General features: G+C 72.8%; 13 protein-coding genes and 1 pseudogene. 9 read left to right on the top strand and 5 right to left on the bottom strand.

All coding sequences use genetic code 11. The features are described 5' to 3' along the window. Positions 1-241, bottom strand: a pseudogene (locus ABZ267_RS30650) (electron transfer flavoprotein subunit beta); the annotation flags it as partial. 188 nt (positions 242-429) lie between these two features. Between ABZ267_RS30650 and ABZ267_RS30645 the strand changes: the two are divergent. Continuing rightward, positions 430-1,146 (top strand): TetR family transcriptional regulator, encoded by a 717-nt coding sequence (locus ABZ267_RS30645; protein ID WP_356753176.1) that lies wholly within the window; start codon positions 430-432, stop codon positions 1,144-1,146. Positions 1,147-1,305: 159 nt separating this feature from the next. Further along, a complete protein-coding gene (locus ABZ267_RS30640) occupies positions 1,306-1,674 on the top strand; it encodes a zinc ribbon domain-containing protein (RefSeq protein ID WP_356753174.1) in 369 nt (122 codons plus the stop codon). Positions 1,675-1,743: 69 nt separating this feature from the next. On the opposite strand, the gene ABZ267_RS30635 is transcribed toward ABZ267_RS30640, so the two are convergent. Continuing rightward, positions 1,744-2,439: a type 1 glutamine amidotransferase domain-containing protein gene (locus tag ABZ267_RS30635; protein ID WP_356753159.1), complete on the bottom strand. Its 696-nt coding sequence runs from the start codon at positions 2,437-2,439 to the stop codon at positions 1,744-1,746. 260 nt (positions 2,440-2,699) lie between these two features. On the opposite strand from ABZ267_RS30635, the gene ABZ267_RS30630 reads away from it, so the two are divergent. The 5 genes from ABZ267_RS30630 to ABZ267_RS30610 all read left to right on the top strand — a co-directional run bounded on the left by ABZ267_RS30630 (position 2,700) and on the right by ABZ267_RS30610 (position 7,852). Then, on the top strand, positions 2,700-3,545 hold the full coding sequence (locus tag ABZ267_RS30630) for an inositol monophosphatase family protein (protein ID WP_356753157.1): 846 nt from the start codon (positions 2,700-2,702) through the stop codon (positions 3,543-3,545). Between the two features lie 167 nt (positions 3,546-3,712). Further along, positions 3,713-5,128 (top strand): NAD(P)/FAD-dependent oxidoreductase, encoded by a 1,416-nt coding sequence (locus ABZ267_RS30625; protein WP_356753155.1) that lies wholly within the window; start codon positions 3,713-3,715, stop codon positions 5,126-5,128. A 50-nt stretch (positions 5,129-5,178) separates the two neighbouring features. Further along, positions 5,179-5,715 carry an O-acetyl-ADP-ribose deacetylase gene (locus tag ABZ267_RS30620; protein WP_356753153.1) on the top strand — a complete coding sequence of 179 codons (537 nt, stop codon included), beginning with the start codon at positions 5,179-5,181 and terminating at the stop codon, positions 5,713-5,715. Between the two features lie 117 nt (positions 5,716-5,832). After that, positions 5,833-7,305, top strand: a complete 1,473-nt coding sequence (locus ABZ267_RS30615; RefSeq protein WP_356753151.1) for an AlkA N-terminal domain-containing protein — start codon at positions 5,833-5,835, stop codon at positions 7,303-7,305. A 16-nt stretch (positions 7,306-7,321) separates the two neighbouring features. Continuing rightward, positions 7,322-7,852, top strand: a complete 531-nt coding sequence (locus ABZ267_RS30610) for a methylated-DNA--[protein]-cysteine S-methyltransferase (protein ID WP_356753149.1) — start codon at positions 7,322-7,324, stop codon at positions 7,850-7,852. Between the two features lie 62 nt (positions 7,853-7,914). Here ABZ267_RS30610 and ABZ267_RS30605 read toward each other — a convergent pair whose 3' ends face one another. Further along, the gene (locus ABZ267_RS30605; protein WP_356753147.1) at positions 7,915-8,499 is read right to left on the bottom strand and encodes a TMEM165/GDT1 family protein; all 585 of its coding nucleotides are present in this window, start codon (positions 8,497-8,499) and stop codon (positions 7,915-7,917) included. 377 nt (positions 8,500-8,876) lie between these two features. Here ABZ267_RS30605 and ABZ267_RS30600 point away from each other — a divergent pair, with 377 nt between their 5' ends. Continuing rightward, positions 8,877-9,281 carry a (2Fe-2S) ferredoxin domain-containing protein gene (locus ABZ267_RS30600; protein WP_356753145.1) on the top strand — a complete coding sequence of 135 codons (405 nt, stop codon included), beginning with the start codon at positions 8,877-8,879 and terminating at the stop codon, positions 9,279-9,281. Between the two features lie 18 nt (positions 9,282-9,299). Here the strand turns inward: ABZ267_RS30600 and ABZ267_RS30595 are convergent, their stop codons facing one another. Then, complete coding sequence (locus ABZ267_RS30595; RefSeq protein WP_356753143.1) at positions 9,300-10,022, bottom strand: Sir2 family NAD-dependent protein deacetylase; 723 nt, start codon at positions 10,020-10,022, stop codon at positions 9,300-9,302. A gap of 63 nt (positions 10,023-10,085) precedes the next feature. Between ABZ267_RS30595 and ABZ267_RS30590 the strand changes: the two genes are divergently transcribed. After that, entirely contained in the window at positions 10,086-10,286 is a 201-nt protein-coding gene (locus ABZ267_RS30590) for a hypothetical protein (RefSeq protein WP_018513508.1), read from the top strand. A gap of 45 nt (positions 10,287-10,331) precedes the next feature. Here ABZ267_RS30590 and ABZ267_RS30585 read toward each other — a convergent pair whose 3' ends face one another. Then, positions 10,332-10,829, bottom strand: a complete 498-nt coding sequence (locus tag ABZ267_RS30585; RefSeq protein WP_356753141.1) for an NUDIX hydrolase — start codon at positions 10,827-10,829, stop codon at positions 10,332-10,334. Positions 10,830-10,831 lie beyond the last annotated feature (2 nt).

Here is a 10,831-nt window from a genome sequence, read left to right as displayed (position 1 = left end):
CACCCATCGACAACGCCTTGCGCAACGCGTCCTTGGCATCCTCCGGACCCACCGTCACCACGGTGATCTCCGCATCATCCGCCGCATCCGCGATCCGCAACGCCTGCTCGACCGCGTACTCGTCCAGCTCCGACAGCAGACCGTCGACATCCTCACGGTCCAGCGTCAGGTCATCGGCGAAATGCCGGTCACCGGTCGCGTCGGGCACGTACTTCACACAGACAACGATCCTCAAGCTCACGCCGGCTCTCCTGCCTACCTGGGTGTGGTCCCATGCCGATCGGGGCCGGTCCCACCTGGGTGCGGTTTCGTAAGGGTGACCTTATGGTACTCAGTACCCTCTGTAAAGGTACCCAGTGCCAAAAGCGCCTCTCCGGTGCTACGTTTCGCCGCATGAGCGAGGCACGCGGACCCCAGAAGAAGGCACCCATGCGGGAGGTGCTCGCACAGACGGCCTTCCAGCTCTTCCTGGAACGGGGCTTCGAGCGGACGACGGTCGACGACATCGTGGCGCGGGCCGGAGTGGGGCGGCGCTCCTTCTTCCGGTACTTCCCGTCCAAGGAGGACGTGGTCTTCCCGGACCACGAACGGTGTCTCGCCGAGATGACGGAGTTCCTGGCCGCCGTGGGCGACGCCGATCCGGTGGGCGCGGTGTGTGACGCGGCGCGGATCGTGCTGCGGATGTACGCGGCCGACCCCGAGTTCTCCGTACAGCGCTACAAGCTCACCCGAGAGGTGCCGGGACTGCGGACGTACGAACTCTCCGTGGTGCGCCGTTACGAGCAGACGCTCGCCGGTCACCTCCGGGGCCGGTTCGGGACGGACGGCGACGGAGAGCTGCGGGCCGAGGTGATCGCCGCCTCGGTGGTCGCCGCGCACAACAACGGGCTGCGGCTGTGGCTGCGTTCGGGAGGTTCCGGCGATCCCGAGGAGGCCGTGGACCATGCGCTCGACCTGGTGCGGGACGCGTGGGAGCGGCCTGCCGAGCCCACGCCCGTAGGAGAGGAACCGGGCCTGCCGGCGCTCGGGGCGTCCGGCGTCACCACCGGCTCCGGTGACAGCGAGGTGATCGTCATGATCGCGTCCAAAGGCACGCCGATGTGGCGGGTCGTGCAGCAGATCGAGGCGGCCGTCGGCGGGAGCTGAGCGGCTTCGCCACCGGCCCGCCCGCAGAAAACTCGGTAATAATCGGCACTCAGTGCCTTTACTCTCCGGCACTCAGTGCCATATGGTGCGGACGCGCCGTCAGCCAGGTGCGGCGCGTCCGAGTCGAGCGCAGGGGGTCGATCCGTGTCTCAGGCAGGAATGGGCACCGTCCAGAAGGCGCACGAGGAGTGCGGCCTCTCCTACAACCGCTGTCGCTGGTGCGGCACCGCCTCCTTCCGGCGGCTGCTCTGCCCGGTGTGCGCGTCCAGTGAACTGGAGCCCGAACGCACCACCGGCCACGGCGTGGTCGTACGCACCGCCGTGGTCCACCGCTACACCGAGGACGCACGCAACGAGTCCCTGGTCCGCTTTCCCGAGGGCTTCGTCTTCCGCTGCCAGGTCGTCGGCGCCGCACCGCAGATGGTGACGGTCGGCGCCCGCGTGAAGCCCCTCGCGGGTGAGGAACCGGAGACCGGCGCGGTGGTCCTGGAGCTCTGCGAGCCGCCGGTGCAGCGGGACTGGGCCTGAGGCGGCCGTAACGCCCGCGCCTCGCGGCCCGTAAGGCCGACGCGCGGGCGTTTCCGGAGCGGTCGCCGGTCAGCCGATGCGCTTCAGCAGTTCCTCGGCCAACGGCTGCGAGGAGGCCGGGTTCTGACCGGTCACCAGGTTCCGGTCGGTGATCACGAACGGCGCCCAGGGTTCGCCCTCCTGGAAGTCCGCGCCGAGCGCCACCAGCCGGTCCTGGAGCAGCCACTTCGCCTTATCCGCCAGGCCCGCCTGGGTCTCCTCGGCGTTGGTGAAGCCGGTCAGCCGGTAGCCGGTGAACGCGTTGGTGCCGTCGGCGCCCGTGGCGGCCAGCAGCGCCGCCGGAGCGTGGCAGACGACACCGAGCGGCTTGCCCGACGCCAGGGTCTCGGTGAGCAGCCGCCCGGAAGCCGGGTCCACCGCGAGGTCCTCCATCGGCCCGTGGCCGCCCGGGTAGAAGACGGCGTCGTACGCGTCCAGCTCCACGTCCTCCAGCGCGACCGGCCGCCGCAGCTCCTCGAACGCCTCCAGTCCGGCCGCCACCTTGTCGGCGCCTTCCTGGCCGCCGTTGACGTCGGGAACCAGGCTGCCGCGGTCCACGGTCGGGACGACGCCGCCCGGGGTGGCGACGACCACCTCATGGCCGGCACCGGTGAACACCTGGTACGGGGCCACGGCCTCCTCGGCCCAGAAGCCCGTCGGGTGGGCGGTGCCGTCCGCCAGGGTCCAGTGGTCCGCGCCGGTCACCACGAAAAGGATCTTTGCCATGTCGTACATCTCCGTTGGTCGGGGTGGCTGACCAGGCCGACGGTAGGCCCGGTCCGGCCAGGAACCGCGTCCCGCCGACGCGTGCCGGAAAGAGGCTTCCGACGGGTCGGCGGCGCTCGGCCGTCCGGCGGATCGCCTGCCCCCGACGGCCCGTCCCGAATCATCCCGAGACGGCCCCCGCAGGGTCGGGGAGCCGTGCGCCGGTGTCTCGGTGACGCTCCGGTCGGAAGGGTCCGGCCGGGCCGTGCTTAGCTGGAGCCATGATCGATGACTTCCTGTACGGGACCGCCGGGCAGACCGGACCGCCGCCCGAGGTCGAGGCGGCCGTGCGCGCCGCGGCCGCGGCCGAGATCATGCCGCGCCACCGGAAGCTCGCCGCTCACGAGATCATCGAGAAGAGCGGCCCGCACGATCTGGTCACCGCCGCGGACCGGCTGGCCGAGGAGCACCTCACCGCCGCGCTCACCAAGCTGCTGCCCGGCTCGGTGGTCGTCGGCGAGGAGGCCGTCCACGCCGACCCGGCCGTCTACGAGGCCCTCGGCGGCGACGCGCCCGTGTGGATCGTCGACCCGGTCGACGGCACCCGCCAGTTCGTCCGGGGCGAGGCCGGATTCTGCACCCTGGTCGCCCTGGCGCTGCACGGCGAGGTCCACGCCTCCTGGACGTACGCACCGGTCCTCGGTGAGATGGCCGTCGCCGTGCGCGGCCGGGGCGCCACGCTGAACGGCGCGCCGATACGCTCCGGCTCGCCCGCCCCCGGCGCCGTACTGAACGTGGCGATGTCGCACCCGGACTACACCACCGAGGCGCAGAAGCGGGCCCTGCTCGGCCTGCGGACCGAAGGTATCGCGCCGCGCCCCTGCGGCTCGGCCGGGCTCGAATACCTCGCCGTCGCGCGCGGCGCGCAGGACGCCGTGGCCTTCAACTGGGAGCTCGCCTGGGACCACGCGGCGGGCCTCCTCCTGGTCACCGAGGCCGGCGGCGCCCAGGCGACCTTGTCCGGCGCCCCGTACCGGATCGCGGGCGGCAACGACCTGCCGTTCACGGCGGCCCGCGACGAGACCACCGCGCAGCGCGTCCTGGCGGCGCTGCGGACGGGCGGCTGAGAGGCCTGTACGGGGGTGCCCACCCGCCTGTACGGGTGCCGACCGGCCCGCCGCGTACGCGGTCGGCCGGTCCGGCGGCCCGGCCGACCCCGGGTCCCCGCGTCCGCGTTGTCGGTGGGCCCGAATATCCTGGGGCTCCGCCTGCCGGCCGACGAAGGAGTCCCAAGGTGACCTCGATGCTCGATGCGGTCGTCGTGGGGGCCGGGCCCAACGGGCTGACCGCCGCCGCCGAACTGGCCCGCAGGGGTTTCGCCGTGGAGGTCCACGAGGCGCACGACACCATCGGCGGCGGCGCCCGCACCGAGGAGCTGACGCTGCCGGGCTTCCGGCACGACCCCTGTTCCGCCGTACATCCGCTAGGCATCGGCTCGCCCGCCTTCCGGGCCATGCCGCTGGACCGGCACGGCCTGGAGTGGCTGCACCCCGAGGTCGACCTCGCCCACCCCTTCCCGGACGGCACCGCCGCCGCGCTCACCCGTTCCGTCGGCGCGAGCGCGATGACACTCGGGCCCGCCGACGCCGGCGCCTACCGCCGCCTCGTCGCGCCCTTCCTCGGCCACTGGGACACCCTGGCCGCCGACTTCCTCCGCACTCCCTGGGACGGACTGCCCCGCGACCCGTACCGACTGGCCCGCTTCGGCCTGCTCGGCCTCCAGCCCGCCACCTGGGTCGCCCGGCGCTTCCACGGCGAGAAGGCGCGCGGCCTCTTCACCGGGCTCGCCGCCCACGCCATAGCGCCCACCAGCGGCTTCGCCACCTCCGCGATCGCTCTCGTCTTCGCGCTCGCCGCCCATGAGAACGGCTGGCCCGTCCCGCGCGGCGGCTCGCAGGCCATCGCGGACGCGCTCGCCTCCTACCTCCGCGAACAGGGCGGCACCATCCGCACCGGCAGCGAGGTCAAGCGGCTCGACGAACTCCCGCCCGCCCGCGCCTACATCTTCGACACCTCACCCTCCGCGCTCGCCCGCATCGCCGGCCTCGGCTCCGCCTACAGCCACTACCGCTACGGCGCCTCCGCCTTCAAGATCGACTACGCGCTCTCCGGCCCCGTCCCGTGGACCGCCGAGGCCGCCCGCCGCGCCGGCACCGTCCACATCGGCCCCGACGCCAGAACCATCGACACCGCGCTGAAGGCCGCCGTCGAGGGCCGCGACCCGAGCGTCCCCTTCCTCATCACCGCCCAGCCCAGCCTCACCGACCCTTCCCGCGCTCCCGAAGGACGCCATGTCTTCTGGGTGTACGGGCACGTCCCGGCCGGCTGGGAGGGCGACGCCACCGACGTCATCGAGCGCCAACTGGAGCGCTTCGCGCCCGGGTTCCGCGACCTGGTGCTGGCCCGCGCCCTCTCCGGCCCGCCCGAACTCGCCGCCCGCAACGCCAATTACGTCGGCGGCGACATCGCCTGCGGAGCCTTCGCCGGCCTCCAGACCCTGATCCGCCCCAGACTCGCCCGCGTCCCGTACGCCACCGCCCACCCGGCGTTCTTCCTCTGCTCATCGGCCACTCCGCCCGGCCCCGGTGTGCACGGCATGTCCGGCCACCACGCCGCCAAGGCCGTATGGAGTCAGCTCCGCGCCTCCTGAATCGGCCGCTGCGGGCGGCACGGGCAGGCGGAGCGCGGCATGATGTCCGCATGAGCACCTCCGTCACCCCCGCGGTCCGCCTGGTCCGCGGTGACATCACCGACCAGTCCGTCGACGTCATCGTCAACGCCGCGAACTCCTCGCTCCTCGGCGGTGGCGGGGTCGACGGCGCCATCCACCGGCGCGGCGGCCCCGAGATCCTCGCCGCCTGCCGGGAGCTGCGCGCCTCGCAGTACGGCAAGGGTCTCGCCACCGGCCGGGCCGTCGCCACCACCGCCGGACGCCTGGCCGCCCGCTGGGTGATCCACACGGTCGGCCCGGTCTTCTCCGGAGCCCAGGACCGCTCCGCGCTGCTCGCCTCCTGTTACCGCGAATCGCTGTGTCTGGCAGCGGAGTTGGGTGCCAGGACCGTGGCGTTCCCGGCGATCTCGACGGGTATCTACGGCTGGCCGATGGACGACGGCGCGCGGATCGCCGTGCGCACGGTGTTCGCGGAGACCGTGGCTCCCGTCGAGGAGGTGCGGTTCGTGCTCTTCGACGCGCACGCGTACGTGGAGTTCGAGGAAGTCCTCGCGATGCGCGGCTGAGACCGGGGCCCCGAGGTCGCGGGCCCGAGGCGCGCGGCTGAGACCCGGGCGCGGCTCCCGAGGCCCATGTCGGATTTCCGCCAGCCAGGCCGCTGACCGGTGACCCATCCTGGAACCATGCACACCGACACCGAGGCATGCGTGCGGGCCGTCCAGTCCAAGGACGCCCGCTTCGACGGCTGGTTCTTCACCGCGGTCCTCACCACCCGGATCTACTGCCGTCCCAGCTGCCCCGTCGTGCCGCCCAAGGTCCGCAACATGACCTTCTACCCGAGCGCCGCCGCCTGCCAGCAGGCCGGATTCCGGGCCTGCAAGCGGTGCCGCCCCGACACCAGCCCCGGCTCGCCCGAGTGGAACGCCCGCGCCGACTCGGTGGCGCGCGCCATGCGGCTCATCCGCGACGGCGTCGTGGACCGCGAGGGCGTCACCGGCCTCGCCGCCCGGCTCGGTTACTCCGCCCGCCAGATCGAACGCCAGCTGCTGGCCGAACTCGGCGCCGGACCGCTGGCCCTGGCCCGCGCGCAACGCGCCCAGACCGCCCGCCTCCTCATCGAGACCACGGACCTGCCGCTGGCGGAGGTGGCGTTCGCCGCCGGATTCTCCTCGATCCGCACCTTCAACGAGACCGTCCGCGAGGTCTTCGCCCTGGCCCCCGGCGAACTCCGCACCCGCGCCGCCCGCACCCCTCTCGCCCCCGCCACTCCCGGCGTGATCGCGCTCCGCCTCCCGTACCGGGCCCCGCTCAACCCCAGCAACCTCTTCGGCCACCTCGCCGCCACCGCCGTCCCCGGCACCGAGGAGTGGCGGGACGGCGCCTACCGCCGCACGCTGACCCTCCCGTACGGCCACGGCATCGTCACCCTCACCCCACAGCCCGGCCACATCGCCTGCCGCCTCTCCCTCACCGACCCCCGCGACCTCACGCAGGCGATCAGCCGGTGCCGCTGGCTCCTGGACCTGGACGCGGACCCGGTCGCCGTCGACGACCGGCTGCGCACCGACCCGCTGCTCGCGCCGCTGGTCGAGTCGGGACCCGGCCGCCGGGTGCCGCGTACGGTGGACGGCGCCGAGTTCGCCGTACGCGCGGTCCTCGGCCAGCAGGTCTCCACCGCCGCCGCCCGCACCCACGCGGCCCGCCTGGTCACCGCGCACGGCGTACCCGTCGACGACCCCGAAGGCGGGCTCACCCACCTCTTCCCGACCCCGGAGGCGCTGGCCGGACTCGACCCGGAGACCCTGGCCCTGCCCCGCACCCGCCGCACCACGCTCACCACCCTGGTCGCCGCCCTCGCCGACGGCACGCTCCGCCTGGGCACCGACACCGACTGGGAGCGAGCCCGCACCGAACTCTCCGCGCTCCCCGGATTCGGCCCCTGGACGGTCGAGGCGATCGCCATGCGGGCGCTCGGCGACCCCGACGCCTTCCTCCCGACCGACCTCGGCATCCGCCGCGCCGCCGAACGCCTGAGCCTCCCGGCCACTCCGGCCGCCCTCACCGCACGGGCCGCCGACTGGCGCCCGTGGCGCGCGTACGCCGTCCAGTACCTCTGGACCGTGGACAACCACCCCATCAACCACCTGCCCGCCTGACGGAGGAAGCCCCGCCATGACCACCCTTGTGTCCCCGCCCGCCAAGCAGCACTCGGTCCTCGACAGCCCCTACGGCCCGCTGACGCTCGTCGCCACCGACGGCGTCCTCTCGGCCCTCTACATGACCGACCAGCGTCACCGTCCACCCGAGGAGACCTTCGGCGTCCCCGACCCGGAGCCCTTCCCGGAGGTGATCCGCCAGCTCACGGCGTACTTCGCCGGCGAACGCACCACCTTCGACCTCCCGCTCCACCTGCACGGCACGCCGTTCCAGCAGAGCGTCTGGGCGGAGCTGCGGAAGATCCCGTACGGCGAGACGCGTACGTACGGCGAACTCGCCGAACAGCTCGGCAGGCCGGGCGCGTCGAGAGCGGTCGGCCTGGCCAACGGCAGAAACCCGGTCGGCATCATCGTGCCGTGCCACCGGGTCATCGGAGCCTCCGGCAGCCTCACCGGATACGGCGGCGGCCTGGACCGCAAGCAGCGGCTGCTGGCGTTCGAGAGCGGCGGCACCCGGGCGAACGACGTGATGCAGGCGCTGTTCTGAGCAGAAAAGGAGGGCTGGGGCGCACGGCTGTCGGTGCGCCCCAGCCCCTGGCCTCACGTCGCTCAGCCCGTGAAGATCTCCACGGCCGTCCAGATCGCCAGGCCCAGCATGCAGATCCCGCCGATGCGCTGCACGGTCTTCAGCGGTACGCGCTTGGCGATGAACTTCCCCGCGAGCAGCGCCAGGGCCGACACGGACATCAGGGCGGCGGCCGAACCGATCGCGGTGGACCAGGTGCCGTTGCTCGCCGCCAGGTTGGCGGTGGTGATCTGGGTCAGGTCGCCCCACTCGCTGATGAAGACCGCCATGAACGCGGTCGAGTAGACCGGCCAGAAGCCGGTCACGGTCTTCACCTCGGCCTCGTCATCGTCGTCCCCGCCGCTGCCGCGCAGCAGGAGGAACGCGCCGAACGCGAAGAGCGAGGCCGAGACGAGCTTGACGATCCAGTCGGGCAGCAGCCCGAGCAGGCTGCCGGCGCCGACGGCGATGGCGACATGCACGATGAACGCGGACGACGTGCCGAACCACACGTAGAGCGGGCGCATCCGCGTGCCCATGGCCAGCGACGCGAACATCGTCTTGTCGGGGAGCTCCGCGAGGAAGATCAGCCCGAAGGCGGTGATGATCGCCAGAGGGTCGAGGTGCATTCCGGGTGGCTTTCTGTGCGAGCCGGGCACCGGATCTTCGCGAAGCGCCGCTCGGGCTTTTCGGAGGACCACTCGGCCCGGCATGACGGCAGCGCCCACAGGACGTGGACGTGTCATACAGGACCGAAGGTCTCGCCCGCCCGTGAGAAACCCTGTCCAGGTCTCACGAGCCCGGCCACCGGGAACCCGAGGGCTCCAGTGTGTCGACGACCGGTTTGCGGGGCTACTCCCCTTCGCAGCCACCAAGACTACCGCACCGGCTCCGGCAGGGGCGCGGGTGTTCGAAGCGCGGGAGCCTCGGTAGAGTCACGGTGATCGCCCGTGACCAGCGGTGGTCGCTCCGTACCCTTCCCCTCCCGCCGACCGGAAGTGCCCGCATGAGCCGCCGCCCCCGCAAGGACGTGCCCGCCCAAGGAGCCTCCCGGCCCACCGTGAGCGTCTGCCGTGGCTGCTGCTGCGGCACGGAGAAGATCCCGGGCGTCGACCACGCCGCTCAGCTGGCCCGGCTCCGCTCCGGCCTGGAGGGCGCCGCGACCGTACGGGCCGTCGAGTGCCTGGACGCCTGTGAGCAGGGCAACGTGATCGTCGTCCAGCCCTCCGCCGACGGCCGCCGCGCCGGAGGCCGCCCGGTCTGGCTGGGCCTGGTCAACGACGAGCACGCGGAGCAGGACGTCGTCACCTGGGCGACGGCCGGCGGCCCGGGCCTCGCGGACGCCCCGGACATCCTCGACCTGTACGTGTTCCAGCCCTCGCGCCGGGTCCGCGCGGGGCTGGACGACTGACGGCGGGTCCTGCCGGGATCAGCTCACGGCCAGGCCCGCCAGCAGCCTCGGCAGCGCCGTACCGATCGGCTCCCGGACGACCTCGTCGGCAAGCGCGTCGTACGGGGTCGGCTCCGCGTTCACCACGATCAGCCGCGCCCCGTGCTCGGCCGCGATCCCGGCGAGCGAGGCGGAGGGCTGCACCTGGAGCGTCGAGCCGACCGCCACGAAGACCTCGCATGCCTTGGCGACCGTCATGGCGTCGGCCAGCACCAGCGGGTCCAGCCGCTCGCCGAACATCACCGTCGCCGGCTTCAGGATCCCGCCGCAGACCGCGCACGCCGGATCGGCCTCGCCCGCCTCGACGCGCTCCAGGGCCTCGCCCATGGAGGAGCGGGCGTGGCAGCGGACGCAGGTCACCTCACGCGCGGTGCCGTGGAGTTCGAGGACCTTGCGCGCGGGCAGGCCGGCCAGCTGGTGCAGGCCGTCGACGTTCTGGGTGATCACCCGGACCGGCGTGCCGGAACGCTCCAGCTCCGCCACCGCCCGGTGGGCCGCGTTCGGCTCGGCGTTCCAGGCGGCGCTGGTGCGGCGCATCTGCCAGGAGCGGCGGCGGATCTCCGGATCGGCCAGGTAGAAGTCGTACGTGACGAGCTTCTCGGCCTCCGGATCCTCGCGCCACACGCCCGCGGGTCCCCGGTAGTCGGGGATGCCGGAGTCGGTGGAGATGCCGGCACCGCTGAGAATCGCGACAAGGGTCATGCGGCGAGCGTACGGAGCGGGAATGGGCCCCACGAGCGGATTTCGCCGGTGTAGTGTCCGGCCATGGCCAAGGTGAGCGTCAGTCTGGACGCCGAACTCGTCGTCGAAGTCATGGTCCTCGCGGGCGTGGGCAGCCCGCAGGACGCCGTGGAGCTCGTGGTGCGCGACTACATCGCCCGAGGCCACCGCACCGAGGCGCTGGTCGCCGAGCGCGAGGAGTCGGTACGGGACGTGGAGCCCAAGCCGCAGGCTCAGCAGGGCTGACGGGCCACGGGGGCCCAGCCTGAGGCCCAGCAGGGCCGACGGCGCCTACGCCACCGGCTCTCCGTCCTCCAGTTCCACCGTGCCGCCGCCGGACTCCAGCGCGCCCAAGGCCGCCCGCACCCGTCCTTCCAGCTGTCCGAGCAGGTAGCCGCCCAGATCGGCCGGAGCGACCAGCTTCCAGGACAGCAGCTCCTCATCTTGGAGCCGGATCGCCGCGAGCTGTTCCGCGGCGAGCACACCGCCGTCGTACAGGTACGCCACGATCGGCGGCCTGCGGCTGCCCCGCGTCCAGTCGACGGCGAGCAGCCGGCCCGGTGCCAGGTCGAGCCCGATCTCCTCCAGCGTCTCGCGCCGCGCACCCTGCCGAGGGCCTTCGCCCGTCTGCGACTCGATGGTCCCGCCGGGCAGCGCCCAGCCCTCGCGGTAATTCGGCTCGACGAGCAGGACCCGGCCCTCCGCGTCGCGGAAGAGGCACGCGGCTCCGGCCAGGACCTTGGGCAGCCCGGCGATGTACGTGGCGTAGTCGGCATCGATGGTGGTCACGG

Origin of the sequence: Streptomyces sp. NPDC006174, from assembly GCF_040614075.1 — a bacterium.
Lineage (GTDB): Bacteria > Actinomycetota > Actinomycetes > Streptomycetales > Streptomycetaceae > Streptomyces.
Note: the sequence above shows the minus strand (reverse complement) of the source record. Positions and strands in the feature narration are given on the sequence as shown.

Excerpts from the sequence above, each read along its gene's own strand:
- ABZ267_RS30595 (WP_356753143.1), bottom strand. The coding sequence starts at position 10,022 with ATGACCCTTGTCGCGATTCTCAGCGGTGCCGGCATCTCCACCGACTCC.
- ABZ267_RS30640 (WP_356753174.1), top strand. The coding sequence starts at position 1,306 with ATGGGCACCGTCCAGAAGGCGCACGAGGAGTGCGGCCTCTCCTACAAC.
- ABZ267_RS30615 (WP_356753151.1), top strand. The coding sequence starts at position 5,833 with ATGCACACCGACACCGAGGCATGCGTGCGGGCCGTCCAGTCCAAGGAC.
- ABZ267_RS30590 (WP_018513508.1), top strand. The coding sequence starts at position 10,086 with ATGGCCAAGGTGAGCGTCAGTCTGGACGCCGAACTCGTCGTCGAAGTC.
- ABZ267_RS30645 (WP_356753176.1), top strand. The coding sequence starts at position 430 with ATGCGGGAGGTGCTCGCACAGACGGCCTTCCAGCTCTTCCTGGAACGG.
- ABZ267_RS30635 (WP_356753159.1), bottom strand. The coding sequence starts at position 2,439 with ATGGCAAAGATCCTTTTCGTGGTGACCGGCGCGGACCACTGGACCCTG.
- ABZ267_RS30600 (WP_356753145.1), top strand. The coding sequence starts at position 8,877 with ATGAGCCGCCGCCCCCGCAAGGACGTGCCCGCCCAAGGAGCCTCCCGG.
- ABZ267_RS30620 (WP_356753153.1), top strand. The coding sequence starts at position 5,179 with ATGAGCACCTCCGTCACCCCCGCGGTCCGCCTGGTCCGCGGTGACATC.
- ABZ267_RS30610 (WP_356753149.1), top strand. The coding sequence starts at position 7,322 with ATGACCACCCTTGTGTCCCCGCCCGCCAAGCAGCACTCGGTCCTCGAC.
- ABZ267_RS30605 (WP_356753147.1), bottom strand. The coding sequence starts at position 8,499 with ATGCACCTCGACCCTCTGGCGATCATCACCGCCTTCGGGCTGATCTTC.
- ABZ267_RS30630 (WP_356753157.1), top strand. The coding sequence starts at position 2,700 with ATGATCGATGACTTCCTGTACGGGACCGCCGGGCAGACCGGACCGCCG.